The organism is Amycolatopsis sp. BJA-103, assembly GCF_002849735.1.
Lineage (GTDB): Bacteria > Actinomycetota > Actinomycetes > Mycobacteriales > Pseudonocardiaceae > Amycolatopsis.
Window position 1 is genome coordinate 9,407,841 of record NZ_CP017780.1, and the last position, 25,641, is coordinate 9,433,481.

Sequence of the window (25,641 nt, forward strand, 5' to 3'; positions counted from 1 at the left end):
AACGCTGGACGGTGGTCATGCTGGCGGCGATCTGCGCGCTGTCACTGGTTTCCTGCGATTCGGGGGAAGGCGCGACGGGGCTGGGGGAGGCCGAGGCCGGCACTCTGCGCGTCCTCGCGGGAAGCGAGCTGGCGGATCTGCAACCGTTGCTGGAGCAGGAAGCGGCGGCGACCGGGGTCAAGGTCAAGTTCCAGTTCACCGGGACGCTGGAAGGCACCGAGTCGCTCGCGAACGGTAAGGCGGACGGGCAGTACGACGCCGTCTGGTTCTCGTCGAACCGCTATCCCGCGGCCGTTCCGGAGGCGGCGAAACGGCTCGGCGAGCAGGTGAAGATCATGAGCTCTCCGGTGGTGCTCGGGCTTTCCGCGTCGGCGGCGCAACGGCTCGGCTGGGCCGGGCGGCCGGTGGGCTGGGGTGAGATCGCCGAGCAGGCCGGGAAGAAGGCCTTCACCTACGGCATGACCGATCCGTCGGCGTCGAACTCCGGGTTCTCGGCCCTCGTCGGGGTCGCGTCGGCGCTCGCGGGTGCGGGCAACGCCATCGACGCGCAGCAGATCGCTTCCGTCACGCCGAAACTGACCGAGTTCTTCAGCGCGCAGGCGATGTCGGCGGGTTCGTCCGGCTGGCTTTCCGAGGCCTACCAACGGCGGGCGAGCGGGCAGGATCCCGGCAAGAAGGTCGACGGCCTGATCAACTACGAGTCCGTCCTGCTGTCGATGAACGCGAGCGGGAAACTCCCCGAACCGCTGACGCTGGTGTATCCCTCCGATGGCGTCGTCACCGCCGACTACCCGCTCACCCTGCTGCAGAGCGCGAATGCCGACGCGCGGGACGCGCACCGCAAACTGGCCGAGCGGCTGCGCACACCGGACACGCAGCGCAAGATCATGGAGACCACGCAGCGCCGCCCCGTCGTTCCGGGAGTCCCATTAGGACAGCAGTTCGCGCGGAAGGACCTCGTCGAACTGCCGTTCCCCGCGACACAGCAAGCGGTCGACGCGTTGCTGGGCGCCTACTTCGACAAGATCCGGCGTCCGTCGCGGACGCTGTACGTGCTCGACACCTCCGGTTCCATGGCGGGGGACCGGATCGGGTCGCTGCGCACCGCGCTGATCGGGCTGACCGGCGCCGACGGTTCGCTGACCGGCCGCTACCGCCGGTTCCGCAGCCGCGAAGAGGTCACGATGCTGCCGTTCGACACCGTTCCCCGCAGCCCGGAGACCTTCGCGGTGCCGGAAGGCGATCCGCAGCCCACGTTGGACAAGATCAAGCGGTTCGCGGAAGACCTCGACGCGAACGGCGGCACGGCGATCTACGACAGTCTCCAGCGCGCGTACGACATCATGGGCCCGCTGGTCGCGCGCGACCCCGACCGGTTCACCTCGATCGTGCTGATGACCGACGGGGAGAACGCGAGCGGCTCCACCTTCGAGGACTTCCAGCGGAAGTTCCCGTCGCTGCCGGAGCCGATGCGGCAGATCCCGGTGTTCACGGTGATCTTCGGCGAGGGCGACTCCGCCGAACTCGGCGAGGTCGCGAAACGCACCGGCGGCAACGTGTTCGACGCGCGGGGTGACGTGCTGCCCAAGGTGTTCCAGGAAATCCGCGGGTACCAATGATCCGGTACTTCGGCTCCACGAAGAACCTCGCGGGCTGTGTCGGCGGGCTCATCGGGCTCGTGCTGTACCTGACCGGTGTGGTCGGCGGGCTGTGGCCGGTGGTGGTCGCCGGGCTGTACGCCGTTTTCGCCCTGCTGGCGCCGCCCGAACGGGTCCGGCTGGTGCCGGTGGACGCCGTCGCCGAGGCCGGGCAGCTGCGCGCGGACCTCGACTCGTTGGTGGGCAAGGTGACCGCGCAGGCACAGCGCATGCCGGAGTCCTCTGTGGATGGTGTGCGGCGGATCGTCGAGGTGCTCGACGACATGCTGTCCCGGACGAAGCGGTTGTCGGCCAACCCGGACGTCCAGCATTCCGTGACCAGGCTGGCGCGGACGGATCTGCCGCTTTCCGTTCAGACCTACCTCAACCTGCCGTGGTGGTTCGCCGCCAAAAGGCGGGCGAGCGGCGAGCCGAGCGCGTCGGAAGAACTCCTCGCGCAACTGGAGCTGCTGGAGACCGAAGCGCACCGGGTCGCGGAGCGGTTCTACGCCGGCGACGTCCATCAGCAGGCCGATCACACGCGATACCTGCGGGAGCGGGGCGAGGCCTGAGGCGGTCCCGATCAGCGGCAAGCGGGAACCAGTCTGCCGGTCGTTCTGCATGGGCAAGCCGGGGTTCCCTGCGCTGGACTGGGCGACGCCGATCCGGTCGAGGTCGGCGTTCCGTCTCTCCCAGGGAGCTCAGACGTGCGTAAATACAGACTCGGAGCGGCCGTCCTGGCCGCGGTCATGGTGTGTCTCGCCGGTGGTGTCCCGGCGAACGCCGAGCAGCGCGGCGACCACTGCGTCGCCGACACGGCGACCGGCGCGATCCGGTGCTTCGACAGCGTCAGCGAGTCCCTCGCCGCGGCGTCGGCCGGAAAGGTCGGTGCCTCCGCGACGGTGATCAGCGTGCTGTACGAACACGGCAACTTCGGCGGCGCCAGCCTGGCCGTCACCGGGTCGCCGTGCGTCGAGGGGACCAATCAGACCCTCGGCTTCCTCGGTGACTGGAACGACAAGATCTCCTCGTTCCAGACCTTCAACAACTGCTACATCACGATGTACGAGCACGCCGAATACCAGGGCGAAAGCCAGGAGTGGTACGCCAACGACAGCGCCAACTACGGGTCGAACATGAACGACCGCGGCAGCTCCGTGGTGTATTCGCGCGGCCCCTCGCGGGCCGAACTGCTCAAGGACTGCGGCCGCGCCACCAAGAACTGCAACGCCCACGTCGACCAGCGCGGCCAGGACTTCTACGGCAGCTGGGGCCGGGTCGACACGGTGTACAACTGCAGTGCCAACAAGATCACCCAGGTGATCGGCAAACGCGACACCCGCAGCGGCAAGAACACGGTGTCGAACGAGATCAGCGTGACCGCGGGCTTCCAGTTCCTCGTCGACTGGTCGGTCGCCTACAAGCGCACGTGGGGCCAGGAATGGGGCTGGGAGACCAGCGAAAGCGTCGAGACCCGGATCGAGGTGAACCCGGGCTACTGGGCGGGCCTGGACCGTTCACCGGTGATGCGGATGGCCAGCGGCTCGTACGACATGTGGTTCGACAAGCGCAAATGGGGCCACCACCAGTGGTACGTCTGGAACTTCAGCGGTGAAGGCCCCGCTCCCGGTGTCGTGGGCCAGACCAGGACGGTCGGCAAGAAGATGACGTCGGACGAGAAGAAGAAGGTGTGCGGGAAGTCGGCCGGGCTCGTGCGGTCCTCCGCCGGAACCCAGGCGGAAAGCGCCGCGGCGGCGACGCCTGCCGCGCCCGCGGTCCGCGTCGCGGAAGGACGACTGCACAGCTGATCCGTTCGGCGGCCGATGGTCACGCGCTGACTATCGGCCGCCGAGCTTCGGCAGGGTCAGCGTGGTGACGGCCGTCATCACCCAGCCCAGCAGGTCGCCGAGCGGGATCGTGGACAGCTTTTCCGGCCATTCCTCGGCCAGCGCGTGCAGGACGAGGTGACCGTCGTGCGCTTCGACCGCGGTGAGCCGGATCCCTTGCGGGAGTTCGGGCAGAGGCAGCACGATCGGCTTGAGCCGCGACGGCGGGCCGAAGCGGCGCCGTCCGATGTGGACGGCCATCGGCCGCAGGACGACGGCGTCGTCCTCCACAGTGGACTCCAGTACGAGATGTCCCCAACGGGGCCGCTTTTCCCAGCGGACGTGGAAATTCCCGTCGTCGCCGGGGGTCACGACGATGCCCGGCCGGGCTTCGGCGACCCGTGCCCGCAGGATCTCGGGCGCCACCCGGATCGCCATCTTCACCTGGTCGGGAATGGCGGCGGGGGACGGGAGCGAGCGGAGCCGGACGTTCGACGCCAGCACGGTGATGCGTTCCAGCGGCGTTTCCGGCCAGTCGACGTCCTCCACGACGATGCGGACGTCGCCGATCCGGCCGGTGGCGGCCAGGCTGAGGCTGTCGGCCTGGTAGTCGAGCCCGGTCAGGGTGAGCCCGACGTCGTGCCCGTCCACCTTGGTCGTCAGCCGCCGCCCGACCAGCTGTTCGGTCACGGTCTTGAGCACCGCGGCCGGGGTCACCGGGACGTTCGGCAACAGCGCCCGCCCGGCGGCTGCCAGGCCGAACAGCTCGGGAAGGGGGTTCAGCTCGAACCATCTGCCTTCGCTCATCCGACCAGTGTCGCCGAACGGGACGCCGATTGCCGCCGCAGGGGGGTCAGCGGGCCGCGAAACGGGCGATCACGCCCGCCAGGATCACCCAGAACGCCGCGGCCAGACCGTAGTCGAGGATGACCGCGAGATTCGGGTCACTCACCGGGAACAGCCCCGGCCAGAACAACGCCAGAGGTCCGGCGAGTGCCTGGATGAAGATGAAGAAACCGTTGCCCGCGTTGGCTCCCGCGAGAACCATGACCATGTACAGCAGCTCGATGAAAGCGAACAGCGCGCCGATGCCGGTGATGACCCGCACGGCCGTGTTGCTCCTACTGGTGGTTCGCCATCTGGACATGCCGAAAAAGTTCCCGGATTCCGCGACGGCAAACGCTTCAACGGCCAAGTTGCGCCGATCGGCCGTATCCACCTACTCCTCGTAGCCCGCCAGTGACCGTGCGATGGCCCAATCCTGGGCGGCGACGCCGACGGACTTGAACACGGTCCTCCCCGAGACCGCGGGAGGCTCCCGCAAAACCGCGCCGAGCTCCACGATGGACGCCCGGTCGAGAAGGCCGTCCTCGACGGCTTCGATGACCTCGCCCGCCTCCTCGAGCGCGGCTCCGATCTGGTCGACGACCACGAGCGACGCGGTGGCGAGCAGTTCCCCCGGCAGTTCACGCATCGACGGCCGGAACGAGCCGATCGCGTTGACGTGGACGTTCTCGGGCAGGGCGGACAGGGCGAAGAGAGGCTTCTCCGACGATGTCGCGCAGTTGACGATCTCCGCGTCCGCGAGGGCGTCCTCGACGGACTCGGCGACGCGAAAGGCCACGGCGGGGAACTCCGCGCCGAGCCGATCCGCCAGCGACCGGGCGTTCCCGGCGGTGCGGCTGTGGATCGCGACCTCGCGCAGTTCCCGGACCGCGGCGATGGCGCGGACCTGGTCGCCCGCCTGCGCCCCGGAGCCGAGGAGCGCGAGGCGCCCGGCATCGGGTGGGGCGAGCAGATCGGTCGCGACGCCGGTGACCGCGCCGGTGCGCAGCGCGGTCACGGCGGTCGCGTCGGCGACGAGTGGTTCGCCCGCGCCCGCCCAGACCACGGTGCCGAGGATCGCCGGGTCGCGGTCCAGCCGGATGCCGAGGGTCTTGACCACCCCGGTTGCCGACGGTTCGTGGTACGCCGTCATCACCAGCACCCGCCCGTCGCCGAAGACGAGTCGTTCCGGCTGGGTGAAGTGCCCGGCGTCGAGTTCGGCGAACGCGTCGCGGACCGCCTTGACCGCGTCCCGCATGGGGACGGCCGCGCGGACCTCGTCGGCGTTGAGGGTTCGTGGCATCAGGACTCCTCTCAGGAGTCACCTTGCCAGCGAGCCTTCAGCAACCGTCCAGCGGTGCGCCTTGCCACTGCCAGCCCGCGCGGGACGGGCGTCCGGGAAGTTCCACGCGGTCCGTGGCCCACAGCAACGCGGTCCAGGGATCGAGGCCGTCGGCGTCCACCCCCGGGAACATCCGCGCGAGGACCCGCGAACAGACTTCGCGGGGCGGATCGAGGGTGACGTCGAGCCCCCTGGCCATGTCCTCGCCGTGGACGAGGGTCTCGACGCAGCCCATTCCGGCGAAACCTTCGAGGTCGGCGCGGCCGCTCGGGTGGTACGCGCGGACATCCGGGGCCACCGTGCGCAGCGTGGCGCCCAGGATGCCGCCGCCGACCGTGACGAACTCCAGCATTTCCGACGGAGTCGCGGCGCTGTCGGCGACGGCTTCGAAGCAGACGAACCGCGGCGTCGACGGCCGCGCGATCAGCAGCCCGGCGTAGGAGATGAGGCAGTCACCGAGGTGCTCGGCCGTCCGCCAGGCGTTCAGTTCGCCGGTGCCGGAGGCCGACGACCAGTCGTGGTCCGCCGCTTTTCGCAGGTCGCTCACCACGCTGGTCACCGCCGCGTCGAGATCGCCGGGCGTGATCGTCATCGGGGCCTCAGCTCAAAGGTGTCGGAAACGCGACCGGGCCGCGGCGGCCGTTCTTCCCGACCGCGCGCACGCCGAAGAACACGTTGTCCTTCGACAGGTCGACCTTAGCCTCGGTCCTGTCGCCGACTCCGATCACGTGCGTCCATTCGGCCTCCGTCGTCTCCCGCCAGACGACCTCGTAACCGGCGAGATCCGGCTCGGTTCCGCGCCGCCACACCAGATCCGTGTCGTTCGTCAGCTGGTTCGTCCGGATCCGGACGTCCTCGGGGGCGCCGGGCGCGGTCGCGAGCGACCACAGCGTGGCGGCGTTCACCCGCGCGACCCTGGCGATGAACGGGAAGTCGCAGAACTCCGGCAGATCGCCGAACTGCTTGCCGTTCTCCACCCGGACGTCCTGGTGCTGGTGCGCGAAGTCCTCGTGCGGTTCGGTGAACCGCGCGGCCGGATATCCCTGCTCCAGGAACGGGATGTGGTCGCCGCCCCGGAGGTAGCGGTCGCGCCGGTAGATCACCCGCACCGACATCCCGGTCGCGTCGTTCTCCGCGACCGATCGTACGAACCGGGCCAGCTGACGGGACGGCGAATCGTTCTCGCCGCCGACGGCGCGCCGGATGTCGGCCTGCGCGGGGGTTTCCGACGTCGGCACGCCCTCGGCGAACAACCGGATCGTGCGCGGATCCCTTGTCCCGTCGTCTGCCCGGCTCGATCCGACGATGTCGTTGGTGAACATCGCGCGCACGTTCGTGCCCGCCGTTTTGTAGAGCGTGGCCAGATGCCGCGCCCCGAACAGGCCCTGTTCCTCACCCGCGACGGCCACGAACACGATGGTCGAGGCCGGGCGGCGGGTGGCGAACACCCGGGCGAGCTCCATCGAGACGGCGACTCCGGAGGCGTCGTCGTCGGCGCCCGGCGCGTCTTTGACGGCGTCGAGCGGATCCGAACACCGCGAGTCGTAGTGACCCGACACGACGTGGACCTGTTCGGGCGTGGTGGATCCGCGCAGGGTGGCGACGACGTTGGTGATCGTGGTGGCGACGGGGATCCGGGGCGGGGCGGGCGGCTGCACGTACGACTGCAACTCGACCTTCATCCGGCCGCCCGATCTTTCCGCGGATTTCGTCAGCTCCGCGAAGATCCAGTCGCGGGCGGCGCCGATGCCCCGGACGGGATCGGTCTGCGAAGACAACGTGTGCCGCGTCCCGAAGGCGGCGAGCCTGCGGACGGTGGCCTCGATGCGGTGTTCGTCGATCTCCCGCAGGATCGCCCGGAGTTCCGCGTCGGGCCGTTGCGGGGCAAGGGATCCGCCGGGCCCGCGATCACCCGGCTGTTCGGCACCGGCCGGGACGCCGGTGAGGGCGACCGCCGACAGCGCGGCCGACGTGGACAGGAAAACTCGTCTGGACCTTTCCTCAGCCATCCTTCGTTCCTACGCGTGCGGGCATCGGGCGTCTACCCGCGAAAAGGATGAGCGCGAGGTTCGAGTACCCCCGCGAGGGCCGAGGCGAGGAGGGCGACGGTGCGATCGTCGTCTCCGGCCAGGGTCCGCAGGACGCCCAGCGCCGGTTCCGGCGGCATCTCGACGAGGGCCTGGGTGAGGCGGATCCGCGTCGCGGGGTCCGCGGTGGGTGCGGCTAGTTCGGCGGTCAGGGCGCTCATGATCCGGTCCGCGCAGCCCGCGTCGCGGGCCAGGGTTCCGAGGACCTCGGCCGCCTCGACGTCGGTCGTGCCCTCGGCCACCATGCGGACGAGGGCCGGTACCGCGACGGTCTCGCCCCGCGAACCCAAGGCCAGCGCGGCACGCCCGCGGACGGCCGTGTCCAGGTCTTCGAGTACCTCCGTCAGCACCGCGGCCGCGTCGTCACCGGGCATCCCGGCGATCGCGAGGACCGCGCGCCGGCGGACCTCGACGTCCTCCGAACGCGTACCGGCCGCCAGACTCGCCACACCGTCACCGCCCGCCCGCGCGAGTGCCCACCGCAGGGCTCCGGCGACGTTCGGATCGGCTTCGGCGAGGACCGCCCCGGCCAGCAGTTCGGTGGGCACCGGCACGTCTTCGGCCGGAGCCAGGACGGTCTGCTGCCGTCGCGCCGCGTGGGGCGAGTTGAGCCCGCGCAGGAGCTCGACGATGCGCAAGACGCCTTCCCAGCCGAAGGGCGCCGAGGCGTCGACCGCACGGAGCCGATCGAGCAACTCCTGTTCCCGCGCCAGGCGTTCCTCGGTCCGCCGGATGAGGTCGCCGACCAGATCGGACGGCTCGAAGGCCGGATCCTCCAGGGCACGCCCGATCTGGCGCAGTGACAAGCCGAGGGACCGCAGGCTCTCCACGTGGAAGATCCGGCGGATGTCCTCGTCGGAATACTCGCGGTAGCCGCCGTAGGTGCGGCCCGTCGGCCGCACCAGCCCGAGGGTGTCGTAATGCCGCAGCATCCGGCTGCTCACCCCCGAGCGGCGCGCCACCTCACCGATCAGCATTCACGCTCCTCCTGCTCGTTCCGGTCCGAGCGCGACGATCCGTTTCGCCTCGTCGACGGACGGGTCGAAAGCGGCCTCCGGGTCACGCAGGAGCCGCTCCGTGGCGCGGGCGTGCGCACGCACCTCGGGGTCGGCACTCGCCAGGCCCGTCCGCAGGGCCGGCTCGATCTCGTCTCCGAGCGCGACGAGCGCCCTGCTGAGACTCAGCCGTACCGCCCGGTCACCGCGGCCGAGTTGTGTGGCCAGGTCCCCGGCCAGCTCCTTCCGCTCCCCGTCGGGGACGAGGACGACGGCGGCACGCCAGGCGCTTCGCGCGACCTCGTCGTCGGCGTCGTGCAGCAGCGACCGGGTGATCGCGGGCCACGCGGTGACGTCGCCGATCTTGGACAGCGTGTGCAACGCCTGGCTCCTGGCCTGGGTGACCTCGGAACCGAGCTCCGTCACGAGCGCGGGCACCGTGTTCTCCGTGGGCAAGCGGGTCAGCGCCCAGGTCAGCATGTCCCGCACGAAGAAGTCCGGCTCGATCGCGCACCGCGTCACCAGCGGCTCGACGAACCGGGCCTCCGGGTACGTCCCGGCCGCCAGGGCCGCCTGGAGCCGCGCCGACGAGCTCTCCGAGCTCAACGCGTCGAGCAGCCGCATGTCCGGCGAAGTCCTCTGTGTCGTGTCCATGGGGATCACCTCCTGCCCACAGTGAAGACCTTGTCACGATGTCAAGGTCAAGCACGGAGCCCGGACTTCTATCGGGTGAGGCGGCCGAGGCGCGGCCGTGCAGGGTGGTCGTGAGTGGCGATTCGGGTTCTAACGGACCCGTATTGCCTGCCCACTGGATCCTGATGTCATCTCGGTGGCTTGTAGCGCTTGTTCTGGATGCCGTTGTGGGCGAGTGGGGAGGATTTGAGACGTTCAACGTCCCAAATCCTCCCCACTCGGCTGCCGTCCGCGAGGTTGTGGGGTGGCACGGTCTTGATCGACGGAGGATCGGGGACGTTGAGTGTCCCCGATCCTCCGTTGATCAAGTACCAAGACCGGAGCGACCCCTCGAAAACCGCACATCTAGCCATCAATCGGACATTCAGCTGTCAGGTGATGTCCCTTGTGGACACTCGGGGAAGGCTGGCGCCCGCAGGCCAGTCCAGAACCATGCCGCGAAGGCCACCTCTCGACCTTGAGGCTGGCGAAGGGGTCCTTCACCACAGAGGCTGGTCACGCCACCTGTGCCTTTTCCCGCCGCAAACCACCGGCCGCTAGGGCTTCACGTCGCTTCGGGGGCGGTCGCGGGCAGCAGCTCCCGCAGCATGGCCAGCAGCTCCCGCCGGTCCCCGGCCCCGAGCTTCCCCCGGATCCGGGCCATGTGGTGTTCCACGGTCTTGCCCGAGATGAACAGCTTGCTCCCGGCCTGCTTGTAGGTCAGCCCGTCGACGACCAGCCGGGCGACCTCCAGTTCCCGTTCGCTCAGGGTGCTCAAACCGGTGGCCGCGACGGGCTCCGGAGCGCGGCCCTGGAACTGCCGGGCCGCTTCGAGCAACTGGACCATCGCCTTGCGGTCCGAAGTCCGGATCGCCGCCTGCCCGGCCAGCCGGGAGGCGTCCCAGCAGAGCCCGAGTTCGTGCAGTTCCGATGCCGCCGCGGTGATGACCTCGGGATCGAAGCTCCCGGTCAGGACCGCGAGCCAGCCGCTCGCGGCGGCGGCGAGTGCGGCCGGATAGCGGCCGCAGGGCGCGAAAGTGTTCAGCGCTGCCAGATGGTCTCCGGCCGAAGAATGATCCTCGACGGTGATGGCGGCGTGCAGTTCGTGCCAGCGCAGGGTGGCCGTCCACAATGGAGGGTTGCCGAGAGCGTCGAGGACGGTGTGCGCCCGTTCCAGGTGCCCGGCCAGTTTGGCGCTCGCGCCGCCCCGTGCGGCCGCGATCGTGAGTTCTCCCAGCGGCAGCAGCGAGTACAGGTCCGGCTGCTGGCGCATCGTCGCCTGGTAGGCGCGGTCCCAGGATCGTTGCATCCCGGGAAGGTCGCTCGACCGTCGCGCTAAGCCCAGTTGCAGGGTGGCGGCGAAGAGTTCGTCGCGGGCTTCGAGGCCGTCCGGTGGCATCAGGGCTTCGGCGGCCGTCTTGAGGTCGCCCGCGGTCATCGCGACCCAGCCGAGCAGCAGCCGGTGCCGTTTCGCGAGCAGGTCGCCGCCGATCCGCCCGGTCACCGCGCGGCTCAGCACCGATTCGGCCAGCGCGAGTTCGCCGGAATGCAGTCCCACCAACGCCGCGAGGGCCGCCGGGCTGTCCGGGAGCGGTGCCGGCGCCCCGGCCGATTCCAGCATCGACGCCGCGCCGAGCAGGGCCGACAGGGTTTCGGCGCCGCAGCCCGATACCGAGCCGGTGATCGCGCGCGCCGTCCGTGAGGCGGCGTTCGCGAACAGGGTCGGGACTTCGGGGGTCTCCAGGACACCCTGGGCGGCTTCGAGTTTTCCGGTGCCCAGCAAGGCGATCGCAGCGAACGCCTTCGATCCGGCCCGGCCGGACCATTGGTACAGCTCGGCGCTGTGCGCCAGTTCGCCGCGATGCGCCAGCACGGTCGCGGCCACTTCGGCGCCCGCGGCCCTGGCGTCGGTGTCCGAAGTGCCGCCGAGCATGCCGTCGCCGAGGCGGAGTGCGGTGTCGAGGTCTCCGGCCAGCGCCGCGGCGTGCGCCCAGCCGACGGTGAGCGCCGCGCCGCGCCCACCGGCCTCGGACGCCGCTTCGTAGAACCGCGCCGCGAGTTTCGTGTCGTCGGGCATCGCCTCACGCGCGGCCGCCTCGAAGGCCGCCGCCGCGCTCGCGCCCGAACTTCCCGTTCCCAGCAGGGAACGAGCGAGGTCCAGCACCGGAAGTCCGTCGCGCAGCTGGAGTTCCACCAGCCGTTGCAGCACCGTCAGCCGTCGTCCCGGTGACCCCCAGGCGCGGACGGCTTCCGCGGCGATCGGCAGCAGGACGTCGTCCTCGCCGAGGAGCCCGGTCGCCCTGGCGTCGTCGAAGACCTCCGGCAGGCCTTCGCGATCGCGGTTGAGCAGTGCCGCCAGGAGATCGAGATTCCGGCCCGCGCCTGCCTCGGCCGCGATCAGGTAGCGGTGCACGTCCTCGTCCAGCTGCTCGAGCTCGCCGCGGAAGTCCGCGAGCCCGCCGGTGACCGCGCGGAGCACGAGCCCCGGCACACCACCGGTTCTGACGTGGACTTCTCCGGCCGTGGCCCCGTCGCCACCGGCGTACTCGACGAGCCGCCGGACGTCGTCGACGCCGAACGCGCCCAAGGACACGGATCTGCCGAAGGAATCCGCGAGCGCGCGCAGCGCCTTGGTCCGCCCCGTCGTTCTGCAGGCGAGTACGACGGGCACGGCCGTTTCCTCCGCCCGCGCCTTGATCTTCGCGATCTCGTCTTCGCCGAGCTGGTCGGCGTCGTCGACCAGCAAGGCCTCGACACCGGCACTCGCGTAGTGGCGTCCGAGCAGGCCGAGCAGATGGGTCTTCCCGTGCCCACCGGGGGCGACGACGGTGAGCCGCACCGGGAGTTCCGGGGCGGCGGTCACCTCGTCGAGCAGACGCCGGGCACCCGGATGGATGATGCCGGGCTTGTCGAGCAGTGCGTTCAACAGCGACCTTCGGGGGAAGCGGCTGGGAAGGGAGAAGGGGAATCAGCCGGGTTGGGGGGATTGGACACGGTGGTGGCGCCGGGGGTGGGCGGCGCGCACGAGGTCGGCGTGGTGGGAGGGGCTTCGGGACCCTTGTCCGCGGTGGCTTCTCGGGTGGTCAAGGTGAGCAGCAGGGCGGTCGCGGCCAGCACCGCGACCGCGGTCCCGGCGACGAGGGGCTTGCGACGGCTGAGCAGTTTCGCCGCCCCGGTGCGTTCTGGCAAGGGGAACGGGGTGATGTCCACCGGCGGCCGTTCGGGCCGCTCGGTGAGCTCCGGAGTGTCGTCGACGCGGGGGAGCAGGGTGGTTTCCACGGTCGCCACGGCATTCGCGGGTTGCGGAACGTCACGTCGCGCGGCGATGTTGGCCGCGCCGGTCGCCACCGTCAGCACCGGATCACTCGAGGCGAAGACGGGGCACGGCGTCCGGCCGGGAACCGGCGGGGCCTCGCCGCAGAGCACGATGCCCGCCAGCGCCTGCGGCTGGATCCCGGCGCCGTGCGCGAGTTCGAAGACCTTGCCGATGGCCTCGCCGGGGTCGACGCCTTCCACCGTCTTGACCGGCAGCCAGCCGTTGATCCCGGCGGTGGCGATCGTGACCACCGCGCCGTCCGGGCCGAATTCGCAGACACCGGCGGTTACTTCGCCTTGCGGGGCAAGGTACGTGTGCAGCGCGGCGACGGGGGCCGGTACCAGCATGGCGCGGGGGAAGCCTGCTTCGGCCAGTGCCCGGCGCAGCAGGTCACGGCGGAACGAACCCCAGCCGACGGGGTGCGTGAGCACGATGTCCCGCGGTTTCTCGCCGAACCGCTCGGCCGCCTGATCCACCGCGGCGTCCACGAGGACGGCGCTGAGGGATTCGGCCGGAAACCGTTCACCGCCGACGATCACGGGGACGTCGTCACCGATCCGCTCGTGGAACCCGGTCAGCAGCCGGGCGGGCGCGGACCGGCCCGCTTCGACGGCGGCGTCCCCGGTGAGCAGGTAGCCGTCGTCGTCGAGGAACACCGCGGACGCCGCCGACGGGCCGCGCGCGCCGAGCCACGACGGCTCCGGCACGCCCCAGCCGTCGCCCTGGTTCACGCAGGTGGCGGCGGTGGTGCGGGTCGAGGCGATATCGATGCCGAGGACGTAGGGCAACGAGCATCCTCCTTCGCTTGACCAGCCCCTAAGGACCTAATAGGGCCACTCACCCGAACGGCTTGACCCATCCGGGTGAGGGTTGGCATTAAACCCAACCGGATGCGTCTCGGTTAAGCCCCTAACGCCCTAACGATGTCATACCGATCCCCTATTGGCTGAGTGGGCGACGACCAGGAGTGATCCCCGATGTGCTGAGAGGTACCGGCTCACTAACTTCGGTGACCTGCGCTCAGCCGTGCCCTCCGGCCGCTGCGCCAGCCCCACCGACTAGACCACCAGGAGAGTCCTTCCATGGGTTCCGTCCAGACCCTGCACGACTTCACGCTGAACCTGCTGAACGACACCGCCGCCCGCGCGGCCTTCGCCAACGACCCGCAGCAGGTCCTCGCCGACGCCGGCCTCGGTGACATCAACGCCGCCGACGTGCACGAGGTCGTCCCGCTGGTGCTCGACTTCGTCCCGGTCGACACCGTCACCGACGTCACCGGAACCGCCGCCGCGACCGCCGACAACCTGGCGGGCTTCGGCGGCGTCGCGAACGTCGTCAACGGCACCGACGGCGAGTGCGCCGACGGTGTCCAGGGCGCGATCGACCAGCTCACCGCGCTGACCGCCGGCCTGCCGGTCGCCGTCCCGGGTGCCGGCGAACTGCCGAGCCTCCCGAGCCTGCCCGACGCCGGTCTCCCGGGTCTGCCGGAGCTGGGCGGCCTGCCCGCGGTCCCGGCCGTGCCCGCCGTGGGCGACCTGCCCGTCGACCTCCCGGGCCTGCCCGCCGTCCCGGCCGTCTCCGACGTGACCGACGTGTCGAACGCCGCCGCCGGCGTGACCGCCCTCGCGCAGAACACCATCGGCAGCTTCGGCCTGACCGGTGACCTTTCGGAGCTCGACGCCGTCTCCGCGGGCCAGGCCGGTGGCCTCGCCAACGGTGCCGTCGACACCGCGACCGACCTGGTCCACGACGTCCCGGTCGTGGACGCGGTTCCGGCCGTCGACTCGGTCCCGGCCGTCGGTGACCTGAACAGCGACCTGCCCCGCGTCGACGGTGTCGCGGGCGGTGCCCCGGACTTCCTGTCGACCGTGGGTGACCTGACCAGCGTCATCGGCCAGGTCGGTGTCGCGGACGTCACCACCAAGGTGCACGACATCGCGGGCAAGGCGCACGACATCGGCAACGGCAACATCGCGAACGACGTGACCGACAACGTCGCGACCGACGTCACCGACAACGTCGTGAACGACGTCGCGAACCACGCGGGCGTCAACGACGTGCACGACGTCGTCTCCGGGGTGGCCAACAACATCGGCCACGTGGGCGACATCAACCTCGGTGCCGGCGACATCGCCTCGCACAACGACATCCACATCGGCTGAGCTGAATATCTTTCATCTCTTACCGTGTGCTCGGGCCCCGCGATCGCACCTGGTCGCGGGGCCCTCGCGGCATGTTGGCCCATGCCACATTGATTCCGTGCTTGGTTAAGGGAACACTGCATCCCCGTGACAGCCCCCGCCTGGCTCGACGTGCTCAACGAGACCTTGGACGCCTGTGCCGCCCACGGCCGCGCCGACCTGGCCGAACGCCTGCGGCGGAGACGGGACCAGCGGGTTCCGGGCACCCGGATCGCGGTGGTCGGCTTTCCCAAGCAGGGCAAGGGATACCTGCTCAACGCGCTGCTGAACGCCCCGGTCTGCGCGGTCGGGGACGCGAGCACCCCCGCCGTCCCCACCGAGATCGGGTACGCCCCCGACGCGGCCGCCACCCTGGTCGGGCACGCCAGGGAAAGCGTGCCGGTGGCCGAGCTCGCCAAGGAACTCGAGATTCGGCCGCCCGGTTCCCTGCGCCGGGTCGAGGTCGGCCTGCCGCGTGAACTGCTCGGCACGGGTCTGGTGCTGGTGGACACCCCGGCGATAGGGGATCCGCGCTCGCCGCGCACGGCGGCCACCCTCGACGTCCTCGCCGACGCGCACGCGGTGATCCTCGTCTCCGACGCGACGCAGGAACTCCAGCCCGCCGAACTCGCGCTGGCCCGGCACATCCGGACCTGGTGCCCGGCGCTGGTGCTGGCGCTGACCAAGATCGACGTCAGCCCGGACTGGCGTGAACTCGCCGCCCGCAACCGCACCGCGCTTTCCGAGACCGGCGTCGTCGCCGATGTGTTCCCCGTGTCCGCGACGGTGCGCCAAGCCGCCGCGAAGGCCGGTGACGCCGGCCTCAACGGAAGGTCCGGTTTCCCGGAACTCCTGAACTGGGTGGGGGAACAGGCCTCGCGCCCGATCGAACGCACCCGGGCGCTCGCCGCCGCGGTGAGCGTCCGCGCGGCGGCGGTCGAGCTGGTCGAGACCCTGCAGACGCGACTCAACGCCGTCTCACAGGACAACGGAGTCGACCAGGTCACCCTGCTGCACCAGGCACAACGGCGCACCGAGGAACTGCGGCGGCAGAACGTCCGCTGGCAGAACCTGCTGTCGGACGAGATCACCGATCTGGTGTCCGACGCCGAATACGACCTGCGCGAGCGGACCCGGCAGATCGTGCGGCATATCGACCGCACCTTCGACGAAGGCGACCCGGTGCAGATCTGGCCGGATTTCCAGACCTGGCTGGAAGAGAACCTCGCCGAGGCCGTCGAAACGAACTACAACTGGGTGTCCGACCGGTCGACGTGGATCGCGCACGCGGTCGCCACGAGTTTCGGGCCGCGCTACGGCCAGGCACCGGAACTGCCGCTGACCGGATCCGGAGTGGACTCGATCCCCGAGGTCGGCGCCCCCAAGATCGAGCGGTTCAAGATCGGGCAGAAACTCTTCACCGGCTTGCGCGGTTCCTACGGCGGCGTGCTGATGTTCGGCCTGGTCACGAGTCTCGCCGGGCTGCCGCTGATCAACCCGGTGTCCCTCGGCGCCGGTGTCGCGTTCGCCACGAAGAGCGTGCGCGACGAAGGCGGGATGCGGTTGCAGCGGCGGCAAGCGCTGGCGAAAGCCGCGGCGCAGCGCCACGTCGATGACGTGTTCATCCGGTTCAGCAAGGAGATCAAGGACGAGATCCGCCAGGTCCAGCGGCGGCTGCGCGACCATTTCGCCGCGCTGTCGGACGACCTCGCGGAAGAGCTGACCCGCCAACGGGAACTGATCATCGCCGGATCCGCCGAACGGGACCGGCGCACCCAGCGGGTCAAGAAGGAGATCGACCGGCTCGCCGCCCTGCACCGGAAGGCGGGCGCGCTCGGCAGCGGCGCGGCGCCGCGCCGGGAGCTCTCGGCGTGACCGCTCTCGATGTCCGTGAACTGGTGACTGAGGCCGCGGCGCTCTACCGGGACCGCCCGCACGCGGTGGCGATGCTGCACGAATGCCTGGAGAGACTGGAAGAACCGCTGCGCGTCGGCTTCGTCGGCACGCCGGGGACCGGTAAGTCCACCTTGGTCTCCGCGCTGTCGGAATGGCCGACGCGGGCCCTGCGTGACCTCGACCTGTTCGACACCCCGGCGCTCGCCGAACACGTCGACGCGACGGTGCGCCTGGTGCGCCACCTCGAACCCGACGAACTCGCCGGTGCCCGGCCGGTGGGCGGTTCGGCGTTCGCGCGGCAGAGCGCGGTGAACTCGGTGCTGGTGCTCGGCAGGGCCGACGAGGTCGGCGCGGGCCGGATCGACGCGCTGCTCACCGCGAAACAGCTGGCGCGGCGGGCTTGGCGCGAGGATCCGAACTGCGCGGGGTTCCAGGGAGTCATCGCCGTCGCCGGGCAACTGGGCTACGCGGGGCGTGCGTTGCGGGACGACGAGTTCGCGGTGCTGCGCGCGCTGGCGACGGTCTCCCGTCAAGAACTGGAACGGTATCTCCTGTCCGTGGATTCCTTTGTGGACGATCCGTTCCCGGTGGGGGTCCCGCCGGAGTCGAGGAAACACCTGGTTTCGCGGTTCGGGCTCTACGGCGTCCGGCTCGCGATCACCCTGATCCGCACGGGCTGCGAGAGCAGGCTGAAGCTTTCGGCGGAACTCGTGCACCGCAGTGGTCTCGGCGACCTGCGGGACGCGCTCGCGGGATGCTTCGTCGCCAGGGCCGAAGCGTTGAAGGCCCGCACGGCGGTGCTGCGGCTGGAAGGCCTGCTCGCCGCCGAACCGATCCCGCACGGCGACCGGCTGGCCGCACGCGTGGAGCGTTTCGCCGCGGCCGCGCACGACTTCCGGGAACTGCGGCTCATCGCCGACATCCGCGGCGGCCGCACGGCGTTGTCCGGGGAAGTCGCGGAGGAGGCCGCCCGGCTGCTCGGCGCGCAGGGCCTCGCGCCCACCGAACGGCTCGGCCTCGAACCCGGCGCGGACCCGGCCGAGATCCACGCGGGCGCCGAAAGCGCGCTCGCCGGATGGCGGCACGAGGCGGAACGGGCCGACGCCGCGCACGCCGAACGGGCCGCGGCGCGCGTGATCGTCCGCTCGGTGGAAGGACTGCTCAGCCTCTTCGTGGCCTGAAGGGGCCTTTCCCCGCATGGGATGAGGGCAAAGCGCCCTTCGCCGCATGTGACGAGGGGAAAGGCCCCTTCAGCTCCGGGGCTGGTCCCGCGTCAGGCGTTGCCGAGCACCCGGGTCACGGTGATCTCGATGACCACGCGCTCCGGGTTCGGCTTGGGCTCCCGATAGCGCGCGGCGTAACGGTTTTCGGCGTCGCGCACCGACTCCGGATCCTCGCGCAGCACCGCCCGTCCCTCCAAAGTGGACCACCGAGGGCCGTCGATCTGGCAGGCGGCGACCGGAATGCCCTTTTCGTCCGCTTCCTTGATCATCCGGGCCTTCTTGGACGAGCGGAACGTGATCACGCGAGCGATCCCGGTCTCGAAGTCCACCGTGACCCCGACGGCGACGACGTGCGGGGTCCCGTCGGGGCGGACGGTGGTCAGGGTGGCGAGATGCCGTTCGGTCCAGAATTCCCGGAAGGTCTCGCCGCGCGCGCTCAGGTCGATCGTCATGTGCTCACGCTAGGCCACCGTTCACTTAAGCGTCATTTGAGGTAATAGTAAGGAAACTTTCTTAACTCTCTTGTTTTTGGCCGACCCGGATGTCACCCTCGAAAAGCGCCGCCGCCACCAACGACGTTTCCGGAGGAGCCATGAGAAAGACCGTTCGGACAGTGCTGGCCGCGGCCGCGCTGACCGCCGGGCTGGTCGCCACGACCGCCCCCGCCACCGCGGCCACCGCTCAAGGAACCCCTTACCTGCCAGGCGTTCTCCGCCCGTCGGTGTCCCAGGCGACGCAGGACGCGGCACTCGCCAAGTACTACGACTTCTGGAAGAAGAACTTCCTCACCACCAAGTGCGGGACGGGCACCTACGCGGTCAAGGCGCCGGACGCCGACCACGCCTTCGTCGCCGAGGGTCAGGGCTACGGGATGACCATCGCGGCCATGATGGGCGACAAGGACTCGCAGGCCCGCACCGTCTTCGACGGCATCCTGAAGTTCGTGAAGGCGCACCCCTCGTCGATCGACAAGGACCTCCACGCCGCCGAGCAGGACGCGAACTGCAAGAGCGTCAACGGTACCGACTCGGCGACCGACGGCGACCTCGAAATCGCCTACGGCCTGCTCATCGCCGACAAGGTCTGGGGCAGCGGCGGTTCGGTGAACTACAAGGCCGAGGCGCTGCGGATCATCAAGGCGATCAAGCGCAGCGAGGTGCACCCCACCACCAAGTTCATGCGGCTGGCCGACTGGGCGGACAGCGGCAAGTACATCAACAGCTCGCGTTCTTCCGACTGGATGCCGGGCCACCTCCGCGCGTTCGAGAAGGCCACCGGCGACTCGTTCTGGGGGCAGGTCCGCACCCGGCAGGAGCAGGCCGTCACCCAGCTCCAGCAGCAGTACGCGCCGAAGACCGGGCTGATCCCGGACTTCGTCGTCAACACCAACTCCACGCCGAAGCCCGCCCCGTTCGACTTCCTCGAGGGCAAGGACGACAAGTACAGCTACAACGCCTGCCGTGACCCGTGGCGCCTCGGCGTCGACGGTGTCACCGTCTCGGGCAGCCCGGCGCAGGGCCAGGTGCGGAAGATGAACACCTGGATCCAGCAGACGACCGGCGGCGACCCGGCCAAGATCACCACCGGCTACACGCTGTCGGGCGCCAAGATCTCGGGCGAGACGGGTCAGCATCCCTGCTTCACCGCGTCGTTCGCCATCGCTGCGATGAACGACCCGGGCAGCCAGGCCTGGCTGGACAAGCTGTGGACCCGTGTCACCACGTGGACGCCGAACGCCACGGACTACTACGGCACCGGCATCACCGTGCAGGTCCTGCTCATCCTCTCCGGTAACTACATCGCTGTCTGACCTCCCGTGAAGGCCCCCTTCCCTCGACTGAGCAGAGGGAAGGGGGCCTTCACGCGCGCTACGGACACCCACCGGACAAGATTTCAACTATCAGTTGACCTCTTCAACAGGCAGTTGTAGCGTCGGCGACCATCCGAAGCCTGTGGAGGTCCGTCATGCCGTCGACGCCGCACACCCAGACCCGAACCTGGCGCTTGGCCGTGCTCACCGGCCTGGCCGCACTCGTCACCGCGGCCTGCGGAGGCGGGCCCGACGGGGCAGGCGGCCAGGAACCCGCGGCACCGGGGGCGCCCGCCGCGATCCCGGACACGACCGCCCTGATCGAGTCCGTCCAGAAGGACTCCGCCGTCGTCCTGCCCGCGAAATACACGCAGGCCGGGATGCTGCACCTGGCGTCGAACCTGCAGTCGGCGCCCAACAACTTCTACGCCGCCGACGGCAAGACCCCGATCGGCTACGAGGTCGACCTCGCCAAGGCCATCGGCAAGAAGCTGGGCGTCACCGTGCACCACCAGGACATGGCGTTCGGTTCGCTGATCACGAGCCTCCAGTCCGGCCGCGTCGATCTCACGATGGCCGCGATGAACGACACCAAGACGCGTCAGGCGCAGATCGATTTCGTCGATTACTTCTCCTCCGGAATCACGATCATGGTCCGCAAGGGAAACCCCGACCGGATCTCCGGCCCGGACACCTTGTGCGGCAAGAACGTCGCGGTCGTGCAGGGCACGAGCCACCAGAAGTTCGCCGAAGAACAGAACGGCAAATGCACGCAGGGCGGCAAGCCCGCGCTGACCGTGACCGCGACGGACAGCGACACCCAGAACCAGAACCAGCTCCGCACCGGGCGGGTCGCCGCCATCCTCAACGACCTGCCCAGTGCGGTCTACATCTCGCGGACCGCGGGCGAGGGCAAGTTCTTCGAGGTCGTCCCCGGCGAGCCGCTCAACGGCGGGCCGTACGGCATCGGCGTCAACAAGGAGAACAAGCCGCTGGCCGAGGCCGTCCAGAAGGCGCTGCAGTCCCTGATCGCCGACGGCGGCTACGGCAAGATCCTCCAGGCCTGGGGCGTCGAGCAGGGCGCGGTCAAGGAGGCGAAGCTCAATGGCGGAAGCTGAACCGCTGCCGATCGTCCGGCTGAGGCACTGGGGCCGCTGGGTCAGCGCCGTCGTCATCCTCGTGCTGCTGGTCCTGCTCGGGATCGCGCTCGGGAACGCCCAGATCCAGTGGGATTCCGTCCCGGAGTTCCTGTGGTACCGGGTGATGGCGGTCGGTCTGCTCAACACCGTGCTGCTCGCGGTGATCGCGCAGGGTTCGGCGATCGTCATCGGGATCGTGATCGCCCTGATGCGCCGGTCGGCGAATCCGGTGGCGCGCTGGTTCGCGGCAGGCTACATCTGGCTGTTCCGCGGACTTCCGGTGCTGCTGCAGATCCTGATCTGGTACAACCTGGCGCTGGTCTTCGAGTTCATCTCGATCCCGCTGCCGTTCGGCGGATACCTGCTGCACGAGCAGACCAACGTGCTGATCACCGCGTTCACCGCGGCGCTGCTCGGCTTGGCGCTCAACGAAAGCGCGTACATGGCGGAGATCGTCCGCGCCGGGCTGAACAGTGTCGACAGTGGACAGACGGAGGCGGCGAAGTCGATCGGGATGTCGCCCGGCGCGACGCTGCGCCGGGTGGTGCTGCCGCAGGCGATGCGGGTGATCATCCCGCCGACCGGCAACGACTTCATCAACATGCTCAAGGGGACGTCGATGGCGTCGGTGATCGGCGTGACCGAACTGATCCACGCCGCGAACAACATCTCGTCCAACAACCTGCTGGTGATGGAAACGCTGCTGGCCGCCGCGGTCTGGTACATGGTCGTGGTGACCGTCGCCGGGGTCGGGCAGCACTATCTGGAACGGGCCTTCGACTCCGAAGACCGGTCGCGAAGTCCGTTCTCCCGTGCCGCCAAGGCTTTGCGCACCGCGCCGCTGGTGAGGAGTGAACGTGGCTGAGCCGCTGCTCAAGGCCGTCGGAGTCCGCAAGAGCTACGGCCACACCGAAGTACTGAGCGGGATCGACCTCGAAGTCCACAAAGGACAGGTGGTCTGCCTGCTCGGCCCGTCCGGCGCGGGAAAGAGCACGTTCCTGCGCTGTGTCAACCATCTGGAGACGATCGACGCCGGACAGGTCTGGGTCGACGGCGAGCCGATCGGGTTCCGCCTGAAGAACGGGAAGCTGTACGAGCTGAAGGAACGCGAAGTCGCCCGTCAGCGGCGCGATATCGGCATGGTGTTCCAGCGGTTCAACCTGTTCGGGCACCGGACGGCGCTGCAGAACGTCGTCGAGGGGCCGGTGCGGGTGCTCGGCGTCCCGGCCGACGAGGCCCGGGAACAGGCGCTCGACCTGCTGGACAGGGTCGGCCTCGCGCACCGTGCCGACGCCTATCCGGCACAGTTGTCGGGCGGGCAGCAGCAGCGGGTCGCGATCGCCCGGTCGCTCGCGATGAAACCGAAGCTGATGCTGTTCGACGAGCCGACGTCGGCGCTCGACCCGGAACTCGTGGGCGAGGTGCTGGCGGTGATGGGTACGTTGGCCGCGGAGGGGATGACGATGGTCGTGGTGACGCACGAAATGGGGTTCGCGGCCGAGGCCGCGGACGAGGTGGTGTTCATGGCCGACGGCGCGGTCGTCGAGACCGGCCCGCCGGGGGAGATCCTGAGTTCGCCGAAGCACGAGCGGACCAAGCAGTTCCTGGCCCGGGTCCTCGCATGACGCGGATCTCGCCGCGGTACCTGCTGCAGTTCGGCGAGCCGGCCGGGTACCTCGACTTCGCCCGGTTCGGGCCGCCGTCGCACGCCGTGCTCGACACGACGGCGAGCCTGCTCGACGCCTCGACCAAGGCCGGACCGTCCACTGTGGATGACCTGATGCGGCAGGAGACCCGGGCCAAGGCCGCCGCCGCACGGCTTTCCGGCAGCGACACCGACCACACGGTGTTGTTGCCGCACACCAGTCTCGGGTTGTTCCAGGCCGCGTTCAACGCCCCGGGCGGCGAGGCGCTGGTCTCGGCGTCGGAGTTCCCGGCCAACACGTACCCGTGGGCGCGGGCCGAACAGGCTGGACGGCTGACAGTGCGCCGGCTGCCGCTGGGGAACGTCACGGCGGACGCCGTCAAGGCGGCCTTGACGGCGGAGACGTCGCTGGTCAGCGTGAGCGCTGTCGACTTCCGCACCGGGTACCGCGCCGATCTGGCGGCGATCCGCGAGGTGGTGGGGGACCGGCTTCTCGTCGTCGACGGCATCCAGGGCTTCGGGGTGACCGAGGCGCCGTGGGAGGTCGCGGACGTGCTCGTCGTCGGCGGTCAGAAGTGGCTGCGGGCGGGCTGGGGCACCGGCTTCGCCGTCCTGTCCGACCGGGCGCTGGAGCGGATGGAGCCGATCCTGTCCGGCTGGACCGGCGCCCGTGACCCCGGCCTGTTCGACGACGAGATCCATCCGGCCGACGACACCGCGGCCGCGTGGTCGATCTCGAACCTGAGCCCGATCACCTCGGGCGCGTTCGCGGCCGCTCTGGAACTGGTGGAAGAGGCGGGTGTCGCGGCCATCGCCGGACGGATCGCCGAACGCGTCGGAGAACTCGAAGAGGTCGTGAAATCCGTGGGCGGCGAGGTGGTTTCGGCCGTCGAGCGGCGGGCCGGGATCCTCGCGTTCACTGTGCCCGGCCACGCCGCCGAACAGGTCGGCTCCGCGCTGGCGAACGCCGGGATCGCCGCGACCGTACGGCCGGAGCACGTCCGGCTGTCCCCACACGCGTCGACACCGGCGAGCACGGCGGAACTGGTGCGCACGGCACTGGAACGCTTGACGAAACCGGTCAGCGTTTTCGAGGCGCCTGTCGTCGCGTCGGCGGCGTCGGGGGATCTGCTCACCGCGCTCGTCCCGGCGGTGCACGCGCTCGCGGCGATGCTGGGGCCGGGCAACGAAGTCCTGCTGCACGACCTGAGCAGGCTGCCGGACTCGATCGTCGCCATCGCGGGTGACCTCACCGGCCGGACGGTCGGCGGTCCGATGACGGATCTCCTGCTGGGCCTGGTGCGCCGCGGCACCACACAGGACCTGACGAACTACGAAACCCACGGCCCCGACGGACGCGCGATCCGGTCATCGACGGTGTTCCTGCGGGACGCCGACGGGGTCGCGATCGGCTGCCTGTGCGTCAACCGGCTGACCGACGGGGCGCCGAAGGCCAACGGGCACGAACCCGAGACGTTCCCGCCGGACGTCGACAGCCTGCAGCGGTTCCTCGTCGGGCGCGCGGTCACGAAGGCCGGGATCCCGGTGGACCTGATGAAGAAGCGGCACAAGGCGGCCGTGGTCCGGGAACTGGACGAGGCGGGGTTCTTCCTCATCAAGGACTCGGTGGACCACCTCGCCGGGGAACTCGACGTCACGCGGTACACGATCTACAACTACCTGAACGAGATCCGGGGCACCTGACGCCGGCTGCAATGAAGGGGACTTTCATTGCAAATTTTGCAATGAAAGTCCCCTTCATTGCACGCGCGGAGCTACTTCAGGAAGGACTCAACGGCATCCGCCGCCCGCTCGATCCCGCCGTTCCCCCGGGTCTCAGCCCGGACCGCGGCGAGGTGAGCCGCGACCGAAGGCGACCCGGCCACCCTCTCGACGGCGGTACGCAACACGGAAGCCGTCACGTCCGAGGCCGCGAGTTCCTCGCCGACGCCCAGTTCCGCCAGTTTCGCCGCGTTGCCGAAACCGTCGGTGGCCAGCGGGATCGCGACGGTCGGCACGCCGTACCACAGCGATTCCGTGCTGCCGCCCATGCCGGCGTGCGTGATGAACGCCGACGCGGCCTCCAGCACCGCGAGTTGCGGGACGAACGGGTGCACCTCGATGTGCTCCGGCAGCGGCCCGAGATCGGCAGGATCGGTTTGGCCGATCGAGATGACCACGTGCCAGTCCGAATCGCGGAACCCGTCCACGCACGCGCGGAACAGGTCGAGCTGATCGGTGAACGCCGTGCCGAGGGACATCAGCAGGACCTTCTTGCCGCTCGAAGGCGGCGTCCAGCTCCGGTCGGCGAGGCGTTCCGGGTCCAGCGCCGGGCCGACGAACCGGACCGACGACGGCACCCGGTCGACGTTGGGCTGCATCGCCCTCGGCAGCAGCGCGAGCACCTGCTCCGGATGGGAGATCCAGTCCCAGGCGTCGGCTTCGATCCCGTTCTCTTTCAGCCACCGGGTGAACGTGGCGAAATAGTCCTTTCCGGACGGTGAGGTCCGGATCGAGGTCAGGATCTCGGCCATGTCCTCTTCGTAGCCGTCCCAGGCGACATACGTCGGGGACAGCTGCACGGCCGGGACGCCGTAGCGCCTGGCCAGGATCGGCGCCGGGAGACCGCCGATGTCGTACAGCAGCAGGTCCGGGCGGTTCTCGTCGTAGAAATCGGTCAGCACCGGCATCGCCTGGATGCCTTCGTCGAGGAAGACCCGCATCTGGGACCCCGGGTCCTCCGGCCACGCCGACTGGTCGCCGAGCGGGAGGATCGACGGATGCGCGACCACCTCGGCGCCGGTCGGCTCGATCAGCCCGGTGAGCGGTTCGCCGACGACGTAGCTGACCCGGTGCCCGCGAGCGACCAGCTCACGGATGACGGCCAGCGAGGGGTAGATGTGGCTCGGCGCGGTGCAGCCGATCATCGCGATGTGGTTCTGCATGAGATCCTGTCTGAGATCGTGACGTCAGACGGCGCGCAGAAAAGGGGCCTCCCGATCGCGGGGGCCCTGCGGTCACGCCGTCTCAGGCGGTGCGCATGCGGAT

General features: G+C 69.7%; 22 protein-coding genes. 11 read left to right on the forward strand and 11 right to left on the reverse strand.

Annotated elements, in window-relative coordinates:
• The first annotated feature begins 17 nt into the window (after positions 1–17).
• From BKN51_RS42495 to BKN51_RS42505, 3 genes are all read left to right on the forward strand, one after another.
• Positions 18–1,619 carry a substrate-binding domain-containing protein gene (locus BKN51_RS42495; RefSeq protein ID WP_369862440.1) on the forward strand — a complete coding sequence of 534 codons (1,602 nt, stop codon included), beginning with the start codon at positions 18–20 and terminating at the stop codon, positions 1,617–1,619.
• On the forward strand, positions 1,616–2,209 hold the full coding sequence (locus BKN51_RS42500; protein WP_101612924.1) for a hypothetical protein: 594 nt from the start codon (positions 1,616–1,618) through the stop codon (positions 2,207–2,209). The genes BKN51_RS42495 and BKN51_RS42500 overlap by 4 nt, the downstream gene beginning before the upstream one ends.
• A gap of 135 nt (positions 2,210–2,344) precedes the next feature.
• The gene (locus BKN51_RS42505) at positions 2,345–3,445 is read left to right on the forward strand and encodes a peptidase inhibitor family I36 protein (protein ID WP_101612925.1); all 1,101 of its coding nucleotides are present in this window, start codon (positions 2,345–2,347) and stop codon (positions 3,443–3,445) included.
• A gap of 30 nt (positions 3,446–3,475) precedes the next feature.
• On the opposite strand, the gene BKN51_RS42510 is transcribed toward BKN51_RS42505, so the two are convergent.
• The 9 genes from BKN51_RS42510 to BKN51_RS42550 all read right to left on the reverse strand — a co-directional run bounded on the left by BKN51_RS42510 (position 3,476) and on the right by BKN51_RS42550 (position 13,488).
• The gene (locus tag BKN51_RS42510; RefSeq protein ID WP_101612926.1) at positions 3,476–4,270 is read right to left on the reverse strand and encodes an LmeA family phospholipid-binding protein; all 795 of its coding nucleotides are present in this window, start codon (positions 4,268–4,270) and stop codon (positions 3,476–3,478) included.
• A 46-nt stretch (positions 4,271–4,316) separates the two neighbouring features.
• Positions 4,317–4,571: a hypothetical protein gene (locus BKN51_RS42515; protein WP_101612927.1), complete on the reverse strand. Its 255-nt coding sequence runs from the start codon at positions 4,569–4,571 to the stop codon at positions 4,317–4,319.
• A gap of 111 nt (positions 4,572–4,682) precedes the next feature.
• Entirely contained in the window at positions 4,683–5,591 is a 909-nt protein-coding gene (locus tag BKN51_RS42520; RefSeq protein WP_101612928.1) for an ornithine cyclodeaminase family protein, read from the reverse strand.
• Positions 5,592–5,628: 37 nt separating this feature from the next.
• Positions 5,629–6,222 (reverse strand): hypothetical protein, encoded by a 594-nt coding sequence (locus tag BKN51_RS42525; protein ID WP_101612929.1) that lies wholly within the window; start codon positions 6,220–6,222, stop codon positions 5,629–5,631.
• A gap of 7 nt (positions 6,223–6,229) precedes the next feature.
• Complete coding sequence (locus tag BKN51_RS42530; protein WP_101612930.1) at positions 6,230–7,639, reverse strand: M28 family metallopeptidase; 1,410 nt, start codon at positions 7,637–7,639, stop codon at positions 6,230–6,232.
• Positions 7,640–7,671: 32 nt separating this feature from the next.
• The gene (locus BKN51_RS42535; protein WP_101612931.1) at positions 7,672–8,694 is read right to left on the reverse strand and encodes a MerR family transcriptional regulator; all 1,023 of its coding nucleotides are present in this window, start codon (positions 8,692–8,694) and stop codon (positions 7,672–7,674) included.
• Entirely contained in the window at positions 8,695–9,366 is a 672-nt protein-coding gene (locus tag BKN51_RS42540; protein ID WP_101612932.1) for a HEAT repeat domain-containing protein, read from the reverse strand.
• 583 nt (positions 9,367–9,949) lie between these two features.
• The gene (locus BKN51_RS42545; protein WP_101612933.1) at positions 9,950–12,310 is read right to left on the reverse strand and encodes a helix-turn-helix transcriptional regulator; all 2,361 of its coding nucleotides are present in this window, start codon (positions 12,308–12,310) and stop codon (positions 9,950–9,952) included.
• Positions 12,307–13,488 (reverse strand): molecular chaperone DnaK, encoded by a 1,182-nt coding sequence (locus BKN51_RS42550; RefSeq protein WP_233223966.1) that lies wholly within the window; start codon positions 13,486–13,488, stop codon positions 12,307–12,309. Before BKN51_RS42550 ends, BKN51_RS42545 begins: the two co-directional genes overlap by 4 nt.
• A 294-nt stretch (positions 13,489–13,782) precedes the next feature.
• Here BKN51_RS42550 and BKN51_RS42555 point away from each other — a divergent pair, with 294 nt between their 5' ends.
• From BKN51_RS42555 to BKN51_RS42565, 3 genes are all read left to right on the forward strand, one after another.
• Positions 13,783–14,862, forward strand: a complete 1,080-nt coding sequence (locus BKN51_RS42555) for an IniB N-terminal domain-containing protein (RefSeq protein ID WP_101612934.1) — start codon at positions 13,783–13,785, stop codon at positions 14,860–14,862.
• 126 nt (positions 14,863–14,988) lie between these two features.
• A complete protein-coding gene (locus BKN51_RS42560) occupies positions 14,989–16,755 on the forward strand; it encodes a dynamin family protein (protein ID WP_101612935.1) in 1,767 nt (588 codons plus the stop codon).
• A complete protein-coding gene (locus tag BKN51_RS42565; protein ID WP_101612936.1) occupies positions 16,752–17,957 on the forward strand; it encodes a GTPase in 1,206 nt (401 codons plus the stop codon). Before BKN51_RS42560 ends, BKN51_RS42565 begins: the two co-directional genes overlap by 4 nt.
• A gap of 92 nt (positions 17,958–18,049) precedes the next feature.
• On the opposite strand, the gene BKN51_RS42570 is transcribed toward BKN51_RS42565, so the two are convergent.
• The gene (locus BKN51_RS42570; RefSeq protein WP_101612937.1) at positions 18,050–18,451 is read right to left on the reverse strand and encodes a TIGR03618 family F420-dependent PPOX class oxidoreductase; all 402 of its coding nucleotides are present in this window, start codon (positions 18,449–18,451) and stop codon (positions 18,050–18,052) included.
• Positions 18,452–18,591: 140 nt separating this feature from the next.
• On the opposite strand from BKN51_RS42570, the gene BKN51_RS42575 reads away from it, so the two are divergent.
• From BKN51_RS42575 to BKN51_RS42595, 5 genes are all read left to right on the forward strand, one after another.
• Entirely contained in the window at positions 18,592–19,809 is a 1,218-nt protein-coding gene (locus BKN51_RS42575; RefSeq protein WP_101613822.1) for a glycosyl hydrolase family 8, read from the forward strand.
• Positions 19,810–19,964: 155 nt separating this feature from the next.
• Positions 19,965–20,927, forward strand: a complete 963-nt coding sequence (locus BKN51_RS42580) for an ABC transporter substrate-binding protein (RefSeq protein WP_101612938.1) — start codon at positions 19,965–19,967, stop codon at positions 20,925–20,927.
• A complete protein-coding gene (locus tag BKN51_RS42585; RefSeq protein ID WP_101612939.1) occupies positions 20,914–21,813 on the forward strand; it encodes an amino acid ABC transporter permease in 900 nt (299 codons plus the stop codon). Before BKN51_RS42580 ends, BKN51_RS42585 begins: the two co-directional genes overlap by 14 nt.
• Positions 21,806–22,573 (forward strand): amino acid ABC transporter ATP-binding protein, encoded by a 768-nt coding sequence (locus BKN51_RS42590; RefSeq protein WP_101612940.1) that lies wholly within the window; start codon positions 21,806–21,808, stop codon positions 22,571–22,573. The genes BKN51_RS42585 and BKN51_RS42590 overlap by 8 nt, the downstream gene beginning before the upstream one ends.
• Positions 22,570–24,297 carry an aminotransferase class V-fold PLP-dependent enzyme gene (locus BKN51_RS42595; RefSeq protein ID WP_101612941.1) on the forward strand — a complete coding sequence of 576 codons (1,728 nt, stop codon included), beginning with the start codon at positions 22,570–22,572 and terminating at the stop codon, positions 24,295–24,297. The genes BKN51_RS42590 and BKN51_RS42595 overlap by 4 nt, the downstream gene beginning before the upstream one ends.
• 71 nt (positions 24,298–24,368) lie before the next feature.
• Here the strand turns inward: BKN51_RS42595 and BKN51_RS42600 are convergent, their stop codons facing one another.
• Positions 24,369–25,538: a macrolide family glycosyltransferase gene (locus BKN51_RS42600; RefSeq protein ID WP_101612942.1), complete on the reverse strand. Its 1,170-nt coding sequence runs from the start codon at positions 25,536–25,538 to the stop codon at positions 24,369–24,371.
• Positions 25,539–25,641: the final 103 nt, after the last annotated feature.